This is a genomic window from Pantoea sp. 1B4 (assembly GCF_016925765.1).
Taxonomy (GTDB): Bacteria; Pseudomonadota; Gammaproteobacteria; order Enterobacterales; family Enterobacteriaceae; genus Pantoea; species Pantoea agglomerans.
Genome location: NZ_JAEUWZ010000001.1, coordinates 2520325 through 2542328 on the forward strand (window position 1 = coordinate 2520325; position 22004 = coordinate 2542328).

The following is a 22004-nucleotide window of genomic DNA, read 5'->3' on the forward strand; positions in this document are numbered from 1 at the left end:
CGAAATACTCCCCCCATCATCAGAACAGACAGGACACCAGAATGAACAGAGAAACTGACCGACTTGCGGACGTACTGACCGAAATGAGCGCAAAAGCGCTGGTGACATGGATGACGCATTCCGCATTACAGGACATACCGCGCGAAGCATTACTGACTCGCGGCAGCGATTTTGTGTATACCTTACAAGCAAATTTTGTGCTGCTGCGGGATGTTCTGTCAGAAACACTGGAAGATATTGAGCAGCAGAGTCATGGCCTCGAAGAAAGACTGGATAGCCTGGAACAGCGGCTGCAGATGCTTCAGAGAGATACTGATAATTTAGAATAATTACCCATTAGTCTCTATCCGCGTAACTTCTTTATTCCGCTGAAGGGAAATGACTGTTCGGTGCTCGCCTTGGCTGCTCTCCGCCTCATTCGTGTCTCTACAGCGTTACTGTTTTAAGCGGCCCTACACGCAAAGCCGCATTCCGTTGCGACTCCTTTCTGCTCAGATTTTATCCATCAAATAACGATGCGCTTTGGATGCCGCGCTGGCGGCCTTGAAAATATAGCGTTTGTCGTTCCTCAGTGCTTTCAGCCAGGAAGCAATATAACTTTCATGCTGAACCTCTCCGACAATCCCCAGGTCCGCCATTAGGAACGCGCTTCCAAGCTCGGCGATCAACTCCTCAAAAGCATAATCCTCACTGCCAAACTTCCCTTTCATTTCACGATTCAGCCGACTTTTGGCTCCACTCCAGTGAACCAGCTCATGCATACCCGTAGCGTAGAAATTGGCAGCATCGCTAAAAAGACGACGTTCCGGTAAATGGATTTCGTCGGTTGATGGTGCGAAAAAGGTGTTCTGCCCCTTCTCAATGATGGTTGCACCACTGTTACGGAAAAGCGCTTACGCCTGCGGTAACGGCTCAAAGGTTTCTGCCGGGAAAACGGCTTCATCACTCAGAGGCAAACCGTCAATTTGCTCAACATTAAACACGGTGAAAGTCTTAAGCATAGGAATATAGTCAGTTTCTCCTTCGTTATTTTCCCTTTCCAACATGGTATAGAAAATAGCTGTTGTGCCATGTTCGCCTTTACGCACCTGCCCGCCTTCCGCTTGCGCCTGTTTGTAAGTCATCCAGCGGGAATCGCTGAATCCCTGTTTAGATGCGCTGCACCACAGCAACATGATATTCATGCCACTATAAGCCACACCAGTGGCGTAATTGGAAGGCAGACCAGACATGCCATCTACACGTTGCCACGGGCAAGACCACGGTTTTACACCGGCTTCTAGCGCAGAAATGATGCTGTCAGTGACGGTCTGATAAATGTCGGTTCTGGTTTGAGAAAATTTCGTTTTTGAGGAGCCTGACTGCTCCAGCGGGGATACGCTGGTCGTCGCTGCGGTGTTAGGGGCGCTAGTCTTGTTATGCAGGGAAATAGTCATGATTTTTTCTCCGTCAGTGATGTGATTTTCGTCTTCGTATCGCCTGACGGTTCGCTTTCACGGCATCGTTCTGTCCTGCAAGGGCGCAGCATGCGTGCCATTTACCCTTGCGGGACAGGTTGTGTTGGGAAACGATTAACCGGAAGCTGATGCGGGAAGATAAATCACGCGGGAGAAAAAATGCCCCTGCATAGTCGGGCGTAGCGCCCCTTGGTTCGTAGCGGTGAAATGTAATCGTCGTAGTAGGTCCATGTTCACGACTCAGCCGTTCAATGGAACGAGCGACGACTTAAGACATGACACAGTATCTAAATTGAAAACCAAATTCTGAAGCGGCAATTGCTATGATTGGAGAGCTATATTACTGACATCGCCTCTGTTCAATCCAATGCTTAACGTAAGCAATTGATTAACAACACACAAAATCATTTATTAAAAAAATTCTACTGAAACCTGTATAGTAATAATAGTATCTTCTCATCATCAACAGTTAGGGTCTATCTTTGTTCACACGTTACGCAGCTATAAGTAAGGATAATGTGGAAGTAAGCTAACCTAAAAAAGTAAATATGATCAAACCAGTAAAGCATTAGGATTAACCATAAATAATTGTGAGAGCGAAAAAGTGAAAAGCAATAATTATTCTCGTGGTTCAGAATGGCGTAAATGGGACTTACATATCCACACTCCTGCATCATTTCATTGGGAAGGACAAAAATTTAACTCCACCCCTAACCCAGCTGATAATATACGGCTTATAGATGAAATGATTCAGGCATTGAATACAGCCGAACCTGCCGTATTTGCGATCATGGATTACTGGACTTTTGATGGGTGGTTTGCCCTAAAGAAACGTTTATTAGACCCGGACGCACCTAAATTAAATAAAACTGTCTTCCCTGGAATTGAATTACGATTAGTGTCACCGATGGAGAGTCGGCTCAATGCTCATGTGTTGTTTTCAGATGAAACAAATGATCAAGTATTAAAAGATTTTCTTGCTGGATTGAGAGTCGCACTTATTGAACGGCCATTATCTGAATATTCGTTAAAATGTCTTGCACGTCAAGTAGGTGAAGATTTACTACGTGAAAAAGGCTTTAAAAAATCGGAAGTTATGAGCGTTGATGATACAGCATTGCTTGCTGGTTCAACAATCGCTGAAATAACATATGAAAGTTACAAACAAGCGATAAAAAATGTTCCTGATAATATGGCCTTGGGATTTATGCCATTTAATACTAACGATGGATTAGCTGATGTAAAATGGCAAGAACATTATGCCTACGTCCTTGGGTTATTTGAAACCTCCCCTATTTTTGAAACGAGAACACCAGATTTGTGGGCTGCTTTTTCTGGAGTCAAAACTGATACAAATAAAAAATGGATTTCAGATTTTCAGCATGCCTTAAAGAATATACCAAGGCTTGCTGTTTCAGGAAGTGATGCGCACCGATACTATGGCAAACAAGGCAGTAATGATTGCCGAGGATATGGCGACTACCCATCGGGAAAAGCTACGTGGATAAAAGCAGATCCAACATTTGAAGGTTTGAAGCAAGCGATCAAAGAGCCAGCAAAACGTTCGTATATAGGAGCACTCCCACCTAAACGTAAATTAGTCAGCGAAAATAGAAGCCTTTTTTATTGATAAACTTGAAATATCAAAAAAAAATGATGCAGTGATACCTGATAAATGGCTTGATCAAACGTCTATTACTTTGAATCATGATCTTGTGGCAATAATAGGTAACAAAGGAAGCGGTAAAAGCGCTTTAGCTGATATTACGGCGCTACTAGGTAACTCCCAACAAAGTCAGCATTTTTCATTCCTTAAAAATAATAGATTTAGGGGTAAAGTTGGTGAGCCAGCTAAAAGTTTTGAAGCAAAAGTGACTTGGGGTGATGAGAAAATATTAACAAAAAATTTGAATGAGAACCCCGCTTTAGAGAAAGTGGAACTTGTAAAATATATACCTCAAGGGCACTTTGAGTCATTATGCAACGCTCACGTGTCTGGAGAATCAGATGCCTTTGAGAAAGAACTCAGGTCTGTAATCTTCTCTCATTCTAGTGATGCCATTCGCTTAGGTGCACTTAGTTTCGAACAATTAATTGAAGAACAAGAAAGTCCGTTACGCAGTCGAATAGAAAGCTTCCGTAGTGAACTGCATAAACTTAATCGTCAAATCGAAACTCTTGAAAACCAAATGAGTGAAGAAGCACAAAAGGCTCTTGCTGAGCAATTAGTTCAAAAAGAAAGACTTCTAGAAGAGCTCATTAAAATAAAACCAGCAGAAATAGCTGAGCCAACCAATAGTTTATCACCTGAGCAACAATTAGTTTCAGAGAAACTTTTAGCTATAACAACTCAGTTAGAAAGAACTATTAGTAATAAAGAATCTAATACCGAAGAGCAAACAAAAATAGCAGCCAAAAAAAAGGCATGCAAAAATATAAGAGAAGGAATCGAAGTAGTTAAGAGATCGATCAAACAATTCAATTCAGAGTTTGAGTCTGCAATAGAGTTGCTCAACTTAAAGCCTCAACAATTAATCAGTCTTGATATCAACGAGAACATAATCGATGAGATTGAGGACAATTTGATTGTTCATGATAACTCAATTAAAGAAATCAATATAAATCTGAACAGTGAAGAAGAATCTCTTTTAAAACAGAAATCAAGTCTTAGTGAAAAGTTAAATGCACCACAGCAGGCTTTTTAAGAATATAAAGAACAACTAAAGGTATAGGAAGATAAAATCATATCTTTACAAGGTTCTAAAGATGAACCAGATACGCTCGAGGGGTTGAAACACCGTAAAAATATATTGGATACTTTACCAAACCAACGACTTCAACTTATGGAACAAAGATTATCATTAGCTAATCAAATACTCTTAATACTAAATGAACAAAAAGCTAACCGCGAAGCCCTCTTTGAACCCGTACAATCATTAATACAAAATAACTCATTGATACGTGAAGAATATAAGTTACAGTTCATGGCAGAACTAAGTTGCACAGCCGATCAAATTTATAACAAATTATTTTCTATCATTAAGCAAACCTCTGGAGAGTTTAGAGGTGAGTCGGAAAGTTTATCAGTTATTAAAGACCTTATAGATAAACATGATCTAAACGATATAGATTCTACACTTAGTTTCATAGATGAACTTCATCGTAAACTCGAAGCTTCTTCTAAAAATAATGTTGGTATAGCATCCTTATTACGGAAGGATCGCACCTCCAATGAGGTATATGACCTAATTTTTGGATTAGAATATATTGATCCTAGATATACCTTAATGTTTCAGGATGCGCAAATTGAACAACTCTCGCCTGGGCAACGTGGTGCATTATTATTAATTTTTTATTTGCTGGTGGATAAAGGTAATACTCCCATAATACTCGACCAACCCGAAGAAAACTTAGACAACGAAACCATTGTCAGTTTGCTTGTACCTGTTTTAACGGAAGCAAAGCAAAAAAAGGCAAATCATTATGGTTACGCATAATCCAAACCTTGCCGTTGTTTGCGATGCGGAGCAAATAATTCACTGTGAGCTTGACCGAAAAAATGGGCATAACATTACATATACCTCAGGAGCAATAGAGTGTAATGTGATTAATAATAAGGTTGTAAATGTCCTTGAAGGCACTATGCCCGCATTTGATAACCGTCGTGCAAAATATATGTGATACTATTTTTAAAATGATGCCGGAAAAATAAAAATCAAAGGACAGTTCAAACTTAAGAGTCACTTTATTTTTAAATAATGTGGCTCTTTAATAGTTGAGTGTAAAACGACCGTTTCCATACTCAGCAAAATTAAATCATAAGCATAAATGAGAACAATAATAAAAACCCTTTGCTTATAATTTATAAAAGTATGTATTTGTGAGAACAGTTGAGCATTTGAAATAAATTAATTCCATTAGGTAACATTAAACCCACCATTGCAAAACCAATCCGATTTTTCTAATGCATAGTAAGTTGCAGTTTGCCATGAATTAAGTCGCGCATGCATGCAGCTTTTGAGCTTTGTCTATGAGGTGGTCTCTAACGTTTTTTGCAGAATTTTCACCAACCGCAATTCTTTGCAGAGAATATCGTATGTTAGTAATTTCCACAGCAGCATGAGTTGCATAAAGCGCGGCTAATCCAAATGTTTTGAAGTGTGCTAAAATGCGTTCAGATATAACGCCCCCCCCAATGTGCTGGAGGCTCAATATAAAACTGGAGTGCAGGAGGTTGTGTTTCAATAACAGAAGCATAAAGCCATCTTTCATTATCTATATCATCAAAATATGGATGTAGAGTCTGTTTATTCGCTGCATCAGCTACATAGATAGATTTTCGTTTATTACAGTCTGCGCAAGCTGGTATCAAATTAATTGGGCTAACCCCATAAATCGGGAAACAAGAAATTGGTAGGTAATGATCTAACTGGTAAACAGTTCCCTGCCCACAAAGGGGGCATATGTCATTTTCACATGCTTTTTTCAGCTGATCATATATAAGACGTGTTTTATTACTTTTAACAAATGTATTATTATAAACACGTTCCATCTGTTTCCCAGTAAAATGCTCTCCAATATTTTCATTTGCTTTAATTAAATACAACTCTTCTGCAATTGCGTGCTTCCTATATTCCACTTCAGCATTGTCTACGTCAACTTCAATTAAACGAAGGTTTACTTTCAATGTCTCATTTCTTATACTTGAGGAACATAGTCTTAATATATCAACTGCTATTATAGTTGGAATCGGTAGTTTCCTCATTACAATTCCCCATCTCTTTGTATTATTAATGCTTGGATAATAGCTTTAGCTTCTTCGCCTAACTGTTTATCAAAATCACGAATAATTTGACGGTAACTTTTTCCATCATTAACCTCTTCGCGCAAAATTCTATGGAAGCCTGACTGGGTTACTTGCAATCCAAAAACTTCTCGCGTCAGTATGCCAATATTTTCACCAAATGTTTCAAGTAAAGGACGCTCAACAACTGTAACGGCATGGCTACGACGTAATTTCCATGCGCATGATCGCGGTACTTCTTGTAAAACAACCGGCGAATGAGTTGCAATTATACCCACACCATTCCTACTAATCAGAAGGTCTGAAAGTGTTCTAACAAAAGATGAGAGTAGAGGAGGATGTAAATGCCCTTCGGGCTCATCAATCAATACAAGCGTACCTTCATCTACAAGATCAACTAATCGAGTAATGGTTAAAAGTACAATTGAATGTCCAGAACTGAGTTTCTTAAATAATTTTCTTGCTCGTAATCGCCATTGTGCTGGTGACTCTGCATCTTCTAGTAAAGATGTAACATTTGCTTCCGCAAAAAAGATCATCTTCCTCCAGCGTTTTCATCGCTCTTATCCATCGTTGTGCTTTAACACCCGATTTACAGCGCTGCAGGCATTTCGCAAAATCGGAGCTTATCGAATTGTCCTTTTTAGATGGGGATAATGATTCTGTCGAAATGATCGATGTTAAGCCAACTTGATGAAATATAAAATTGTCTTTTTCTGATGCTTTTAACTCAAAATCATCAAATGCACTAAATGAAACCAATATTAACCCTGAAAACGCAATTTCTCCTATTGCGCTACTATGATTCATTTCAATTAAACCTGGTGATGTATTTTCTTCTGTTTTTCTTCCCAAGATGGATAGAGCTATATTTTTCATAGCTCGTGTTTTTCCTACACCATTACGCCCGATCAAAACATGAACGTTAGTAGGTGGTTTGGATTCAGGTATGACCTCAAATAAAATTTTAGGCTGCTTCTCTTCATTAAAATCAGGGAATGTATACGTGAAAGCATACTCTGTCAATTGAGCATCACCACGACTCAAACGATTTAATTTCCCTCTCACATTTTCCTTCCGAATATCCCGCAATAAAGATTCAACCATAACAGTTTCATTAATATATTTTTCAAATATTGTTAAATTCGCTGCACAATCGCGTAATCCTGAAAAAACTCTTGTCCGAAGTGACTCACTTAATTTATTTAGTGATTCATAATAATCTTCGCTTTGTCCCAGCGAAAAGTAATCACCCTTTAAAATATCAAAATGCTTATCAAGCATTGGACAGCGATGGTTATCTGATTTTTTTTGCGCTGGAAGAAGTCCTTTCTGTCCTATTTTTACTGAACCAATAGTATGCTTATCCCCATTTTCATCGATTACAATTAGGGTGAACATTGTTCGGTATTTTGCCCAGTCATCCCAATAATCGACTAAAAGATACGCTTTTAATGGATTATTATATGATATCTTTTCATTCTTTTCGATAACGGTAAAGAACATTAGATAAACCCTATAATTTATTGAAACCTAGGTTGAATAATCTATTTCTTGGATAAGAAAAAATCACTCACTCTTCTACAAAGATTATTATATAACCATCTAGATGACCTGCCCCCCTCTAGAGTTGGGCTTAGCTTATTGTTATATACGTCAACGAAAATCAATCTATTTCATGCATTCCCAATTGTATATCAATACCGTAGTCAACAGCTACATGCTGGGCTGCTATTATCATTTCCCGTTTCTGATTATCAATTTTCTTCATATCATGCTCGTCAAGGAAGACAAAACCATCCCGGCTCGCATGATTGATAATCGCAATTATGCTACCAATTTTGCTCATCACCTGCCTCAAAAAACTCGCGATATTCTGATCTTCAAATTCGTGGTGGGCCTTTGACTTCTGTCTACCATTAACAGTACCTTTTCCGATTAGCTCCGAGATTTCCTTGAGGCCTTTTGTCATATATTCAATACTTCCTTCACAGGACATGTAGTGCCTGACCGCATTTCGACTCACATAACCTAATATGATTTTCAAACAGTCAATATCATCGTAGGGGTGGATAGAAGAATAGTCTACATGGCGACGCATAGAATCGATAACAACCTGTATCTTTTCTTCATCATCAAAGTCAATAAGCCTGTTAAGGAAAAAACCCGGCTCCACAACCTTACAATAATTTGGAACTATCACACCCTTTGAGATCTTACAGAAACCAAAAATGTAAAGAACCGCGTATCTGTCCCTCAAGGATTTACCGTTTTTATCCTTTTTCTCGAAAGTCTCAATTGTTTTTTTTATCTTTACTGCATTAGCTACTGAGGTTACCTGGACAGCTATTCCGCCATTCATGTTATCATCCGCAGCATCAATGGCTGGAAAGTTAACTCTAATCTGGTTTTTACTTTTGAGGTTGGCAATACCTAATGCTTTGAATAACTGTATAGAAATTGCCTCAAGTAGCCGTGACATATCGTTAAAACCCGTGTCCTTATCTCTCTCGACACGAAGTTGAAGAATAGCAATATCCTGATTTAAATTTTTTATCAGCGATTCGATCAAAATAGCTCCTTAACTTGATTGGCTCCGACTAAAATTCAGCGGCATAGTGAAATAATATCCAACCGACTAAAGAAGAGGAAAGTAACTACATGGACATCCTAAAAAATTTACTCTATGAATAAACACCGATATATCATCATCGTTAAGCCCTATGTTCATATATACGAATGACATCTTTCTTCGAAGTGGAAATTTTCGCTGCTAAATTTCACTAAACCATTCCATTGGGACCAATTTGGTACCATCACGCCATTCCGGCAAGCCGACAACTCCAGCAATTTCGCCCCACACTACACTCGAAGCATGGTCTAGAACGATGAGTTGGAGATTTCCATTTTCCTGAAGCACGACATTGCCCATAACTTCGAATGCCTTCCGGACAGCTTCCACGTCTTCATCCCGAACCTTGGGTTCTTCGTCTAAAATAATGTCTTGATGCACCGTGGGTTTGGGAAAGTAAACTTGACTAGGTTGATCAAGCACAAGAAATCCTGGTACAGGGCTGCTTCGTTGGCCCAGAAAGAATTGGTGAAGAGAGAGCAATACTGCCAAATGATAGGAAAGCCAATTCGAACCGCTTCCTATTTCTGAAAGATAGTCATCGCGCTCAGCCCCAAGGACTTTGATAGTTAGATCATCGACTTCTAAAGAAATCGGGTCGTGTGGATTCTCAACATCTAGATAGGGGAGAAGCTTCCCAGCGTTTGTGTTGATAATTCGCAGAGCTTTATGCTTACGAGCCTCGATATCTTGTTCGCGGAGTTCCCCTTCTAATGTTTGTACCGATTCCTTGAGCATCCGCACCTCTTCGACAAGTTCGCTGTCGCTGCCCAATTTGCGATGTAGATCCAATGACGATTCAATGTTGCCTATAAAACGCTCGGTACGCTTCGCAGAAAATTGCTGGTCATTAGCTTCCTTCGATCTACTCGTCAACGCTCTTTTGCGGATTTGTACGGATCTCAGTCGCTCGGTCACGCTATCAACCTCTGCAGTAACGCGCTGAAACTCACGATCGAAGGCGGCAGGTATTTCTTTGTCCTTATCTGCGCCCGCAGCTAACTCGACTTCTTCCAGACGATGAGCCAGAACCCGCAGTTTTCGTTTGGCTGAATCATTATGGCTACCACACATGGGACAATCCGATTCATCGTTTGCATGCGACACCAACCAACTCGATAGTTGAAGCCGCCCCCCTCTGCACTGATAATGCCGTCTGATACTGTTGCACACCTGTTCGCATTCGGTTCATTTCTTCCAAGCGATGACGAAGCGTAGTAAGTTCGCGCGAAACAACTCGCTCTTCACTTTCCAAATCATTCAGCTCACTTAGTGCATCTGAGATCGTTAATGTGCTAACAGCCAAAGTTAGGTCTGTTCGAGTGATTATTTCGTCAAGATGTTTAATCATTTGGTTTCGCGATATTTCATCCTCCAGCTCGGGGATCAAACCAAGTTCCTGCGCCTCACTGTACTTAGATCTCAAGTCGGCAAGCCACCGCGCGGAGACATCTTGGGCATCCCTGAGTTCTCGCTCTTTACGACGTAGAAGTTGGCGGGCTCTGTTCAGCTCGAACTGCTTAGCCATCAATGCTGATGTGACTGCACCAAGTATATAGGGGAAGATCTTCCTCAACTTTTCACGGTGCTCGTAAGTGTTAGTCTTAAAAAATAGAACATCCGGATTGGCAACTACGTTCTGTGGTTGAAATGTGAAAGCAGCCAAATCTCGAAAAGCCGGGCGCCCATCGAACCCCGAGACATCCTCTCCACCAGAAAAATCAAGATTAGACAGATTGGCTAGGTCATCAAGTAGCCTTTTGACTGCTATAACGTTTGTATTTTTACTAAGACGGCTGGGAATCTTGGTTATATTCTCTGCTTCCAGCAGGAACATATCATTGGTGCTACGCTGAGACCCAGGCTCCTTTCGGGCCAAGAGTTTGTCACCTTGCTCGGTCGCCACAACGATGCCGAACCATTCACAGTATTTGCGAATGGTATTTACAGGAATAGAGCAAGTGCTTGCGCCGAGACAGTAGTCTATGATTGGAATGACCGCTGATTTACCCGTACGTGAGGCTCCACTAATGACGTTGACTTTACCAAGTTCAAAACGCAACTTGCGAGGTTGGAATTTTTTGTTCCGCGGCCAAAGTACGATACCTCGAATTTGAAAATACATTAGAGCTTCACCCTCAATGTTGTTACGACTTCATGCACGGTGAGTTCACCGAACCAAGCACCAAGTTTTTCTGCCAAATCCATAAGTTGCCTCACCTCATCGGATAACCCCCTCGCCTTAGTCTGCGATAATGGAATTACCTCGCCGTTTTCTTCAAGTTTGATCAGTTTTCCAGCAACCGCGAGTTCAATGGACAGCAGGCTGAGCTTGCGCCAACGAATAGCGCGCTCTTGAATTTGCAACAACAAGTCCTGTTTGGATACAGATGAGTCCCCGAACTTTGCCGCAAACGCCCGTAAGCCCGAACTTTTGAAGGTACGCTTTACAAATTCTGAGGTTGCTTGATGAAGAATAATAGGGAGCACTAGAAATAGAAGAGGTAGAGGGGGTGAGGCACTTATACGATTTGTCTCGACATATCCACAACAAAAACGCCAGACGATTGCTGCGCCTAGTGCCGGATTCTGAACATTTTGAACTTCTCTTGCCAGCATATTACGCCACCTTCTTGCCCTTCAACTGAGTTTGGTAGTTAGGATGCCAGCCTACAACCAACTCATCGGCAAGCATGTGGAAGCAACCAGGAATGAAGTGCCCCGGCGTAGACATTGCCTGAACTGGAGCAACGAACTGCATGCAGTCTGAATAAAGAAATTGCCCTTGCTCCTGCTCGGATCTTTCTCTGTGATTCAACCTACAAACCCGCTGTTTATTCTTCCATGAGCGCTTAAGGACATCATTTAGATCGTCAAAAGAGCTCTCGTCAACTTCTCCCCGGACAGCCCAATCTGTCCGATCGAAGGAAGCCATTAAGAAATCACTAACAGCTCCGAGTTTCTCTTCGTATGGCAGACCAATGATATCTAGTTGTCGAATGAAATTATCAGGAAGATATTCCCGTGATATTTCCTCTGATGGTGGATGCGCACGGCTCGATAGGACCGTTTGTCGATCAATTTTTTGTACGAACGATGTGTACCAGACATGGAAGTCATTGCGTGCAATGACTGCGGGCTTTCCCGTCTCTAGTAGCATATCGATGTGGCGCTTCACCTGACCGCAAAGATGGTTGGTGATATCTCCAACCTTAGATGGTGATACGGGGTGACTTCGAACTAGCGCCTCAAGATCTGCCTGAGGACTGCCGCTGCCCTGCGTCAGTTGAAAATTGCAAATAAGTCGTTCTGAAAGATCCGGGTCGGCTGTAAACACCTTTTCGACGTATGTAGCAATTTCTACAGAGACACTTTTCTTCATATCGTAATCTGGAGCACTCCCCCCATAACAAAGTGCGAGCCTGTGCGATGGCTAATCTAGCACTTTCAGGAGTATCAGCCTTTGCGAAACTTTCAACGATCAGCCCTTCAACTGGGCGAGAAACATAAAGCTCGAAAATAGCTTTGTCTATTTCAAACCCTGGTGATGCTGCAAGCTCAATCCAATTTGAAAGCGTTTTCCATAGTGATTTCGCTCGGTCAGCCACAGGATTAGCTGTAAGTGCGCTTTTACTCTGAACCAGTATAACGCCGCCATCGCCATCCTCTTGGGCTACATCGTCAAGAAGCTCCAAACTACACAAACTACCCTCGGGCGCTTGAAGCAACAAATGAGTAAGTCGTGTAAATTGGAGGCTGTATCCTAACGCCTGGCCCGGAACCTCGGTTCTACGCTTGACTCGAGATTGACCTTTCGTTCTTGAAGTCGTCATCCTGTTTCCTCCAAATAGATACCAACTCACACATTTTGCTAAACTTTACAAGAAGCCAATAGAGAAAAGCTAGGTAATACCCTGTAGCCCACGCTAAATTCCCTGACATTACATTGATCTTTCTACAACCATAGTCACAATGCTACTGTATTACAGCTTTCACGGAAGGTGGTCATTCTCGGGGTCTTGACAGAAAGGGAATTCATGTTTAGCTTACTTATTAGCCATTTACTGGCAAAGGCGATCCCAGTCAGAGGAGCCAGAATTAGAAAAGCCCGCTCAGGGAAACCTGAGCGGGCTTTTTTGCATTTATGTTTTCGGTCACGGCGGCATGACATCCCCGCCTGAATGGCTTACACCTCAAACCCGTAGTGCGAGCCGTCCGGCAGTTCCACCACCAGCCGCAGCTTACCCCCCGCCGCATCGATATAGCGCTTGAGCGTGGAGAGCTTCAGGTCGCGGCCCGGCTTTTCCATACCCGCCACGGTAGGCTGTGTAATGCCCAACGCCTTTGCCATTTCGACCTGTGTTTTCTGCACTTTCTCGCGCAGCTCGGCAAGGTGAATGTTGAGCAGGATATCCGTCGCCATCGCCTGTGCGTCGGCAACGACTTCCGGTTTTTCATCCGCAATAAGCTGTTCAAGCGTTCTGCCCATCTGGTTACTCCTCATCTTTAAAACTATTCAGCCAGTGTGTAAATTCCCGATCGGCAACCGGAAGCATCTCCTGATAAAAACGCTTTTCATTGCCCACCTTATTTCCGGCACAAAGCACAATCGCCGTTCGGTTTGGGTCAAAAGCAAAGAAAGCCCTTATCGGATCGCCGCGACTCTGAATACGCAGCTCTTTCATGTTGATATAAACAGAGCCTTTTAGCGTATCCGCGTATGGCCTGGACAACCCCGGCCCCTTTTCGCGCAACACCATTAATGCTGCCAGTACGCAGGCGCGATCGCTCTCATTAAGCAAGGTAAACCAGCGATCAAACCTCTCCGTCGTTTTAATCATCCACACGGGATCTCCTTATCAATATAGGTCAAATACTATATAGGTGTAAAGCGATAATCGACTGTGATGCAGGGGGGATTTCAGATGCCTGTGCTTTTAGTGCAAAGTGAGAGAAGCGTTCAGCCGGGTCAGTGATGAATCCACACAACCTTCATCGTTTTGCGAGCTGTACCGGATTGGTTATGGGGTGAGATGATGTGAGGCGTTGTTATCAATAAGAAAGCCCGCTCAGGCTTCCCTGAGCGGGCTTTCACTTTGTTTGCATCGCTTCCCTGCCAATGCAGAGTGACGCTTTTAGCGCGTGATTACGGCAGCGCGATACGGGCAATCTCGTCAGTGCCTTTGGTGGAGGAATCTTTGTTGAATTCCGCCTTAAGCGTGACATAGAGCGTATTGTTGTCCGGGCCAATCAGCAGGCTGTTTGGGTTCTTGTCAAACGACCAGCTGTTTTTCACCGCGTAGGTGGTGGCATCCAGTTGCAGCACTTTCTTCGATTCGCGCTGGCTGATGTAAAGCTCATTGCGTTTAGCGTTGAACTTGATGCCCATCGCATCGCCTTCGATGCGCTTGATCACTTTGCCGGTGCGCTCATCAAAGATCAGCGTGGCTTTGCCTTTGGAGTCGTCAGTAACAAACAGGCGACCGGTAGCAGGATCTTCCGCCATGTTCAGGAACAGATACTCTTTGCCATCGCCTGCGGTCCAGCGCTTCTCGATTTTATGGCTGCGTGGATTGATCACCAGAATTTCACCCGAGCCGTTAGCCGCATAAATGCGCTCAGTCAGCGGGGAATAGATGATACCGGTGACCCATTTCCCGGCGTTTTTAATCTCGGTTTTCAGCTTAAAGGTTCGGGTATCTACGACGGAGATATAGCCCGGTTCGGCTACGCGACCGACATAAAGCTCGTTGCCGTGCCACAGGACTTCACGCGCACCCGCCGGATAGCCCTCTTTACTGATCTTGCCCGGGAACACCAGACGCTGCAGCACTTTGCCACTCTGGGCATCCACTTTGGAGATCGCGCCATCCAGTGAGTTGGTGGTGTAGAACACCTGACCGTTTTCATCGATAGCGGTACCGAAGTTTTTCATGTCGGTATGCGTTTCGCCTTTGGTCGTCAGCGTGGCCGGATCGAGACGATAGATCATGCCGCCGTTCACATCCTTAAACGCCTGCGCGCTGGCGACAAACAACGCTTTTGACGCAGGGGAGTAAGCCATTTCGTACAGACCATCACCCAGAGCGCGTTGTGTCACTGCGGTATTAACCGGTTTTGGGGCTTCAGCGGCAGGCGCATCGGCTTTTTTAGCTGGTGCCTGACACGCTGTCAGGCTAAAGGCAGCGGCAACTGCCATGGCAACAGCGGCTTTGCGCGGGCTTAACGATTTCATGCTGAACTCCGTCAGGAAATAAAGAATGAGAATCATACGCATTAACAGCCAGTAATCAAATGACGACGCTACTATCCAGACCTGTCCGGTCATTTTACCCGCGTTAAACCGCTTAACTGCCCCGTGAAATTCCACCTGAATGCCCTTTTTCTGCTTTCAAATCTGATAAACACCAGCAACTAAAAGGCTTTAAATTTTCCTATCACATTGAATTATAAATAATTAACATAAAGTTACACTTTCGATTGAATCCTTTGAAGAATATATAAAGCAAATGATTATCATTGGCGTTCTCATAACTGGCTGAGCGTCTTTCTCCAGAAGATGAGTGGATAAAAAATAACAACCAAAGACACAACGGTTTAACTCAATACCAATTTTTAATGGAAAATTTTATGGCTCGTAGTGGCAGGGAATCAGGTTTCAGAAACAGCTTTAGCGTCTCATTACTGACACTGGCGATACACGCCCTCTTCCACCCCGCCCTGGCGGCGGAGGAGACATCGCAGGATATGGTGGTCAGCGCCACGCCTGACGAAACCAGTGACAGCGGTAAGCAGAATTACGCGGTGCAGACCACCCGCGCGGGCACCAAATTAATGCTGACACCGCGAGATGTGCCTCAGTCACTCAGCGTGGTGACGCAGCAGCGAATGCAGGATCAGGATCTGCAATCGGTTAATGATGTGCTGACCAACGCCACCGGTATCTCCACCAATCTTATCGACAGTGAACGCTCCGAGTACTATTCACGCGGCTTCAAAGTCAGCAACTTCACTTTCGATGGCATTCCGACCTCGGTTAACGATACATGGAATTACGGCGACGCGGCGTCCGACACGGCAATCTATGACCGTATTGAAATCGTGCGCGGTGCGACCGGCCTGATGACCGGAGCGGGCAGCCCTTCGGCCTCGATCAATATGGTGCGTAAACATGCTGACAGCAAAACCGCGACCGGCACGCTGAGTGCCAGCTATGGCAGCTGGAACAAGCAGCGCTACGTGGCGGATCTCTCTGCCCCGCTTAACAGCGATGGCAGCCTGCGCGGCCGTGTGGTGACCGGTTATACCGATCAGGAGAGCTGGCTGGATCGCTATCAAAAAACCAAAAAATTCATCTATGGCGTGATTGATGCGGACCTTACCGACAAGACGACGCTGTCACTGGGCTACGACTATGAAGATGACAACACCGGCAATCCAACCTGGGGTGGCCTGCCGATGTTTTACAGTAACAACGCCACGACACATTACGACCGCAGCCTGAATTCATCAGCTAACTGGGCGCGTTACAACACTAATTCGCGCAAAGTCTTTGCGGATATCGACCATAACTTCGATAACGGCTGGAATATTCATATCAACGGCACGCATGCTGAGAATACCTTCAGCGATAAAGCTGCTCTATGTGATGGGCAATCCCGATCAGGAGAGCGGTGAAGGCACTACCGGTTATGGCAGTATGGATCGCGGCAAGCGTAAAATGGATTCAATCGATGGCTTTGCCAGCGGCCCGTTTGAACTACTGGGTCGTCATCACCTGTTGATGGCCGGGGCAAGCTACAGCCGCCAGCATAATGCCGCCTACAGTCAGGATGGATTCAGCGATGCGGAGGCGGGTGAAATCACTGCCGCCGATATGGGGATTTTCAATAATAGCTGGACCGGTAACGTAGCGAAACCTGAATGGCAGGGCTGGTATCTCAACGATGATGACACTGTTCGTCAGAAATCGGTCTATAGCGCTGCACGCCTGTCGCTGGCCGATCCGCTGTCGCTGATTATTGGCGCTCGCTATACCCAGTGGAGCACCCATGGCAGCAGCGGAGAGATGACCAAAAATAACACCACGCCTTATGCAGGGCTGGTGTATGACATTAATGACACCTGGTCCGCCTATGGCAGCTATACCGCCATTTTCCTGCCGCAGACTTATCGCGATACTCACGGCAGTTACCTCTCACCGGTGACAGGTAAAAGTTACGAGACCGGTCTGAAATCCGCCTGGAACGATGGCCTGCTGACCGCCAGCGTAGCAATTTTCCGCATCGAGCAGGATAACGTTGGACAGGCAATTGATGGCGTTTATCTGAGCGGCAATGAGCAGGCCTATGACGCCGCCAAAGGTGCAGTGAGTAAAGGTGCCGAGTTCGAGCTGAATGGCGCACTGACCGATAATCTGCAGCTGACCTTTGGCGCAACCCGCTATGTGGCACGCGATAAAAGTGGCCGGTTCAACAGCTATCAGCCGCAAACCTCATTCAAGCTTTTCACCCGTTATCAGCTGGACGCAATCCCCGAGCTCACCGTTGGTGGCGGAATTAACTGGCAGAACCGGGTGTTTAAAGATGTGACCAATGCCAGCGGCGACAGCGTACGGGTATATCAGGGCAGCTACCCGCTGGCCTCGTTGTTTGCCCGCTATCAGGTGAATAAGCAGGTTGCCGTACAGGCCAACGTCGATAATCTCTTTGACCGTGAATATTACAGCTATATGAACAGCTACGTTTACGGTGAGCCACGTAACGTGAATGTCAGCGTGTCTTATCAGTTCTGATAATGGTGAGCTGAGAGGCCAGACAGCCCGCGATTGCGGGCTGTCTGGTGGGCTGATTTAACGGGCATGATGCGTGTCAGGGCTGTCCTTCCATATTCCAGCGCGCTGATCCCATCACATCGAAAACATGCTGGTCGGTGAAAGCCGGAAATCTGGCGCGTTTTGCCGCCACTTTGAGCGCGTTGCAATAATCTTTATCGCCCCCCTTTGATAATAAAATTATCCAGGGTGCCATCAATTTTGAAATCCAGATGGGCATTACAGCGTTTCCCCTTCCAGGCGTGCGGCTCTGATAGTGCAGCATCCAGCGCTTTTTTTATGCCAGATGCCTGCTGACCATAGATATCGTTGTCCCCGACTTTTCCTGAACGGTTATAGCTGCAGGTTTCGAGTGCGCTTTTTTTTAATGCATTCGTGTGGAGTGAGAGGCGCACAACCGGCTAACAGGGCACAGCAGAAAATGGGAATGATCTTTTTCATGGATAAGTCCTTTTAGGTGAAAAGGGAACGGCGTCCTGCTCCCTGGTTATTCTGATATCAGGCTAAGCTAAACCCCTGCAAAGTGAATCAACACAGGGTTATTTTCCCGTTTTTTTTCGCCAGAAGAGAGAGAAAGCAATCGCTGTTAATACGCCAATCAGGGGCATCGTGGCCGCGCCCGCCAGAAAGTTGTGCTGGTCGATGCGTTTGTCCCTGCGGATATCCGCGAAGCGTGCGAGTGCCTGTTTTTCATCTGAGGCACGAACTTCCTCGAACTGTTTTTTATAACCCTGCTCTGTCAGATCGAAAGCTCGTGTTACGTCCGATCTTTCAAGTGCAACAGTGTATTTGCCTTTGGTATAGAACCTGTATTCTGACATTCAGCGATCTCACATCCCAGAGGATAGATTTGCACTATATCGGGTATGAATGGGTTTGCAGAACGCTTTTGGAAAATAGTGCGGCACAATACAGGCTCCAGCCTCCCTGCTGAGTTAACCGCATCTCCTTTTCCAGCAAACTGCATGCAGTATTGCGGTAATATTTCCCGTGATGACCGTGGCTGTTAACTCTCTTCGGTTATCACTTCAAGCCCCAGATTCTCCCGCAGCGTAGCAAACTCATACTCATCGCGAAACAGTCCGCGACGGCGCAGTTCCGGGATCACCAGCTCCACAAACAGATCCAGCTGTTCCGGCATAATGGCTGGCATGATGTTAAAGCCGTCCGCCCCGCCCTGCTCCAGCCACTGCTGGAAGTCGTCGGCGATATCTTCAGCGGTACCGACAATCACGCGGTGTCCTCGTGAACCGGCGGCGACGGCGGCCAGCTCACGCAGCGTCAGATTCTCGCGCTTTGCCATATCGGTCATCAGCTTAACGCGGCTCTGATTACCTTCGCCCAGCGGAACCTCCGGTACCGGGCCATCCAGTGGATATTGGCTGAGATCCATACTGAACCGCAGTGAAAGCTGACGAAGCCCGTTCTCGATATCCACCAGCGTATTCAGCTTTTTCCACAGCGCCTTCGCCTCCTCACGCGTGCGGCCAATAATCGGCATGACACCGGGCATGATCACGACATGATCCGGGTTACGCCCGGCGGCAATGACCTGCTCCTTTTGAGTGCGATAGAACGCTTGCGCTTCCTCCAGACTGGCGGAGGCGGTAAAGATCACTTCCGCTGTCTCAGCCGCCAGCTTTCTGACCATCAGCAGAAGAACCTGCTTCGATAATCACCGGACGTCCCTGTGGCGAACGCGTGATGTTCAGGGGGCCTTGTACCTGAAAATGCTCGCCCTGATGGTTGATCGGTTTGATCTTCTCATCAACAAAATAGTCCCCGGTCGCTTTATCAGGCTGCACTGCCCCCGCTTCCCAGCCCCGCCACAATTTGTCTGCCACCTCAAGGAACTCCCGCGCACGGGCATAGCGGGAAGCGTGGTCGGGCATATCGCTGCGGCTGAAGTTACGTGCAACGTCAGTGGAAAACGAGGTCACGACGTTCCACGCGGCCCGGCCACGGCTGATGTGATCCAGTGACGAGAAACTGCGCGCCAGCGTAAAGGGATCGCTGAAGGTGGTAGAGGCGGTTGCAGCCAGGCCAATACGTCTGGTGTTGACCGCCAGCGCCGCCAGCATCGTCAGCGGTTCAAGGCGTGCCATGGTCGACGGCAGACGATACATGCTGGTTGCCAGTGCATCACCCACAAAGAACAGGTCGAACTTACCCGCTTCGGCTTTTTTAGCCAGCGTGATCAGCCAGTCGATGTCAGTGGGATCGCCCAGCTGTTCAGTCAGACGCCAGCCGCTCACGTGCTGACCCACCGGTTGAACAAACAGGCCGAGCCGCAGGCGACGTGATGGAGTGAAATGATTCATGAACGATTCCTGGTCTGTAAGGTGAAAAGGCGCGCCGCAGCGCGCGCTTAAAAAAGGGTGTCCGTCGCCAGCAGCGCCTGCTCCAGCGCGCGGGCAGAGACGCTAAACGGCAGCCGTTCTGCGCAAGCCTGGGGGAATTTAATCTGCTGCGCGAGGTTGCGCAGCGCGCTATGGCGATCGCCGCCTAACACCGGCAGCTTCAGCGGCATATCGTAGTGACGCAGCAGCGTAAGGAGTTCCCCATCCGCGACGCCGTCATGTTCCATCAGCGACTGCACCAGCAGGCTGAAGCCGACTTTCTCACCGTGCAGCCAGTGATGCAGCTCCGGCAGGTGCGTCAGTCGATTGTGAATGGCGTGCGCAAAGCCCGGCGTCGGCAGCAGGTCGCGCACACTGTTCGCCAGCCCGGCGAGCACGATAGTGGCATCAATGACTCTGACCAGTTCAGGCGTGACCCGCTGCTGCTGGCAGGCCAGGATCGCGGCGTCTCCCTGCTGCCGGAAAGTGTCAAGCGCCTGCCGCGCGGTCATCACCTTAAGATCCAAAGCCAGATCATCAGGGTTGTGCTGCTGGTAAGGCCGGAATTCATAATATTTGGCCAGCGCATCCACAATACCCGCTTTCAGGTAGCGCACGTCGCTCCGGGCGATCACTTCACTGTCTACCAGCACCAGCTCCGGCATTTTCCCCAGCGGCTGGCTGCGCAGATGGCCGCCTTGCTCGTTATAGATGATGGCAATCGGTGACCAGGCCGCGCAGGTTGCCGCCTGGGTCGCAAAGTTAACCAGCGTGACCGTCGGCAACTGGCTGGCAGCGGCTTTAGCCGCATCCAGCACGCGTCCACCCCCAATCGCCAGCAGCAGTTCTGCGCCCTGCTGTGCGATATGATGTTTTAAGCTGGCGATGGCCTGTTCGGTACATTCGCCCTCTAAATAGTCGAGCTGCCAGCGGATGCCATTTTCTTCAAGACTCTGGCTTAATTCCGGATTAACCGCCTGCCACGCCTGAGGAGAGGTAAAAATACGAATATGGGTGGCATAGGGTTTAATAAACTGACCGGCGCGGATGCGCAGGCCCGCCTCATGCGCATAGGCTCGCGGAGATGTAATGGCTAACACAGCAGCATCCTGATTATATAAAATAGAAAAAGACTTTTATTACAGTGAGTTAATAGCGTTTCATGGAATTTAATTTCTTTTCTGAATACTACGACAAATAACAATTTAAGCAATCAAAAACCGGCCATTTCATATTCACAAATCCGCATTAGGTTAGTTATTTTTCACACATAGCGACCCGGCTTTTACTGTTAATCTCTCATTCTGGCTGAATGAATTAACTGCCTGCCTGGCAGTTTTCCGGGAAATATTATGCAACTCGATTTTCGTCAGGTCAGAGAAGATGAGGTAGATGTTTATCTGGCGCTGATGCATGCCGCCTATGCACCCGTTAAAGCACTGGGCATTAAATTTGATGCCGCCACGGCTGACCGCGCTACAGCATTACGCCATCTGCAGAATCATGGCGTGTATGCGCTCTACATGCGTGACCAGATGGTTTCATCAGTGACCGTTCGCTATCCCTGGGGGCCGCTGCCCGGCCCGTTTGGGCTGCCGCATATCTGCTGGTTTGGCGCGCATCCCGACTATCCCGGCCACCATTTTGGTCGCCAGGTTCAGGATCGGTTAGAGCAGGAAATCCTGATCGATCAGTTGCATGCCCCTGCGGTCTCGCTGGGCACCGCCACCCATCACCCCTGGCTGAAAGAGATGTATCTGAAACGTGGCTTCCAGCCGATGCATACCCGCGATCTCGGTAAAGGTCACATCACCCTCTATATGAAAAAAGTACTGGACCCGGCGGCACATGATGCCTGGCTGAGCCGCCAGACAGCAGCAGAAGGAAACCCGCTATGAGCAACGATAATGCCGCATCACTGGGCGAACAGCCGATCGCG

Annotated in this window: 19 protein-coding genes and 4 pseudogenes; 7 read left to right on the plus strand and 16 right to left on the minus strand. The window is 46.3% G+C overall.

The window, feature by feature from the left end:
• Positions 1-41: 41 nt before the first annotated feature.
• Positions 42-329 (plus strand): hypothetical protein, encoded by a 288-nt coding sequence (locus JNO11_RS12305; protein ID WP_325177357.1) that lies wholly within the window; start codon positions 42-44, stop codon positions 327-329.
• A gap of 162 nt (positions 330-491) precedes the next feature.
• Here the strand turns inward: JNO11_RS12305 and JNO11_RS12310 are convergent.
• Positions 492-1436, minus strand: a pseudogene (locus tag JNO11_RS12310) (zincin-like metallopeptidase domain-containing protein).
• Between the two features lie 625 nt (positions 1437-2061).
• On the opposite strand from JNO11_RS12310, the gene JNO11_RS12315 reads away from it, so the two are divergent.
• From JNO11_RS12315 to JNO11_RS12330, 4 genes are all read left to right on the plus strand, one after another.
• Positions 2062-3087, plus strand: a complete 1026-nt coding sequence (locus JNO11_RS12315) for a hypothetical protein (protein ID WP_325177358.1) — start codon at positions 2062-2064, stop codon at positions 3085-3087.
• Between the two features lie 31 nt (positions 3088-3118).
• Positions 3119-4162, plus strand: a complete 1044-nt coding sequence (locus JNO11_RS12320; protein WP_325177359.1) for a hypothetical protein — start codon at positions 3119-3121, stop codon at positions 4160-4162.
• 84 nt (positions 4163-4246) lie between these two features.
• Positions 4247-4954, plus strand: coding sequence for a hypothetical protein (locus tag JNO11_RS12325; RefSeq protein ID WP_325177360.1), 708 nt, complete (start codon positions 4247-4249; stop codon positions 4952-4954).
• Positions 4941-5138 carry a hypothetical protein gene (locus tag JNO11_RS12330; protein WP_325177361.1) on the plus strand — a complete coding sequence of 66 codons (198 nt, stop codon included), beginning with the start codon at positions 4941-4943 and terminating at the stop codon, positions 5136-5138. Before JNO11_RS12325 ends, JNO11_RS12330 begins: the two co-directional genes overlap by 14 nt.
• A 493-nt stretch (positions 5139-5631) precedes the next feature.
• Here the strand turns inward: JNO11_RS12330 and JNO11_RS12335 are convergent, their stop codons facing one another.
• The 11 genes from JNO11_RS12335 to JNO11_RS12385 all read right to left on the minus strand — a co-directional run bounded on the left by JNO11_RS12335 (position 5632) and on the right by JNO11_RS12385 (position 15128).
• Complete coding sequence (locus tag JNO11_RS12335; RefSeq protein WP_325177362.1) at positions 5632-6222, minus strand: hypothetical protein; 591 nt, start codon at positions 6220-6222, stop codon at positions 5632-5634.
• A complete protein-coding gene (locus tag JNO11_RS12340) occupies positions 6222-6800 on the minus strand; it encodes an AAA family ATPase (protein ID WP_325177363.1) in 579 nt (192 codons plus the stop codon). Before JNO11_RS12340 ends, JNO11_RS12335 begins: the two co-directional genes overlap by 1 nt.
• Positions 6709-7767 (minus strand): hypothetical protein, encoded by a 1059-nt coding sequence (locus JNO11_RS12345; RefSeq protein WP_325177364.1) that lies wholly within the window; start codon positions 7765-7767, stop codon positions 6709-6711. Before JNO11_RS12345 ends, JNO11_RS12340 begins: the two co-directional genes overlap by 92 nt.
• Positions 7768-7927: 160 nt before the next feature.
• Positions 7928-8833, minus strand: coding sequence for an SMEK domain-containing protein (locus tag JNO11_RS12350; RefSeq protein WP_103826120.1), 906 nt, complete (start codon positions 8831-8833; stop codon positions 7928-7930).
• Positions 8834-9034: 201 nt separating this feature from the next.
• On the minus strand, positions 9035-9967 hold the full coding sequence (locus JNO11_RS12355) for a DUF3732 domain-containing protein (protein ID WP_325177365.1): 933 nt from the start codon (positions 9965-9967) through the stop codon (positions 9035-9037).
• Between the two features lie 13 nt (positions 9968-9980).
• Positions 9981-11018: a hypothetical protein gene (locus tag JNO11_RS12360; protein WP_325177366.1), complete on the minus strand. Its 1038-nt coding sequence runs from the start codon at positions 11016-11018 to the stop codon at positions 9981-9983.
• A complete protein-coding gene (locus JNO11_RS12365) occupies positions 11018-11512 on the minus strand; it encodes a three component ABC system middle component (RefSeq protein ID WP_201499594.1) in 495 nt (164 codons plus the stop codon). The genes JNO11_RS12360 and JNO11_RS12365 overlap by 1 nt, the downstream gene beginning before the upstream one ends.
• A gap of 1 nt (position 11513) precedes the next feature.
• Complete coding sequence (locus JNO11_RS12370; protein WP_325177367.1) at positions 11514-12275, minus strand: ABC-three component system protein; 762 nt, start codon at positions 12273-12275, stop codon at positions 11514-11516.
• A gap of 804 nt (positions 12276-13079) precedes the next feature.
• Positions 13080-13382: a helix-turn-helix domain-containing protein gene (locus JNO11_RS12375; RefSeq protein ID WP_010247918.1), complete on the minus strand. Its 303-nt coding sequence runs from the start codon at positions 13380-13382 to the stop codon at positions 13080-13082.
• 4 nt (positions 13383-13386) lie between these two features.
• Positions 13387-13740, minus strand: coding sequence for a type II toxin-antitoxin system RelE/ParE family toxin (locus JNO11_RS12380; RefSeq protein WP_010670918.1), 354 nt, complete (start codon positions 13738-13740; stop codon positions 13387-13389).
• Between the two features lie 299 nt (positions 13741-14039).
• Positions 14040-15128: a YncE family protein gene (locus JNO11_RS12385; RefSeq protein ID WP_029519619.1), complete on the minus strand. Its 1089-nt coding sequence runs from the start codon at positions 15126-15128 to the stop codon at positions 14040-14042.
• Between the two features lie 512 nt (positions 15129-15640).
• On the opposite strand from JNO11_RS12385, the pseudogene fhuE reads away from it, so the two are divergent.
• A pseudogene (gene fhuE / locus JNO11_RS12390) lies at positions 15641-17687 on the plus strand (ferric-rhodotorulic acid/ferric-coprogen receptor FhuE).
• A 76-nt stretch (positions 17688-17763) separates the two neighbouring features.
• Here fhuE and JNO11_RS12395 read toward each other — a convergent pair.
• From JNO11_RS12395 to JNO11_RS12410, 4 genes and pseudogenes are all read right to left on the minus strand, one after another.
• A pseudogene (locus JNO11_RS12395) lies at positions 17764-18167 on the minus strand (cell envelope integrity TolA C-terminal domain-containing protein).
• A gap of 98 nt (positions 18168-18265) precedes the next feature.
• Entirely contained in the window at positions 18266-18547 is a 282-nt protein-coding gene (locus JNO11_RS12400; protein ID WP_010247933.1) for a hypothetical protein, read from the minus strand.
• A 185-nt stretch (positions 18548-18732) separates the two neighbouring features.
• Positions 18733-20047, minus strand: a pseudogene (locus JNO11_RS12405) (LLM class flavin-dependent oxidoreductase).
• 47 nt (positions 20048-20094) lie between these two features.
• On the minus strand, positions 20095-21165 hold the full coding sequence (locus tag JNO11_RS12410) for an iron-containing alcohol dehydrogenase family protein (RefSeq protein ID WP_325177368.1): 1071 nt from the start codon (positions 21163-21165) through the stop codon (positions 20095-20097).
• 252 nt (positions 21166-21417) lie between these two features.
• Between JNO11_RS12410 and JNO11_RS12415 the strand changes: the two genes are divergently transcribed.
• On the plus strand, positions 21418-21963 hold the full coding sequence (locus JNO11_RS12415; RefSeq protein WP_325177369.1) for a GNAT family N-acetyltransferase: 546 nt from the start codon (positions 21418-21420) through the stop codon (positions 21961-21963).
• Positions 21964-22004: the final 41 nt, after the last annotated feature.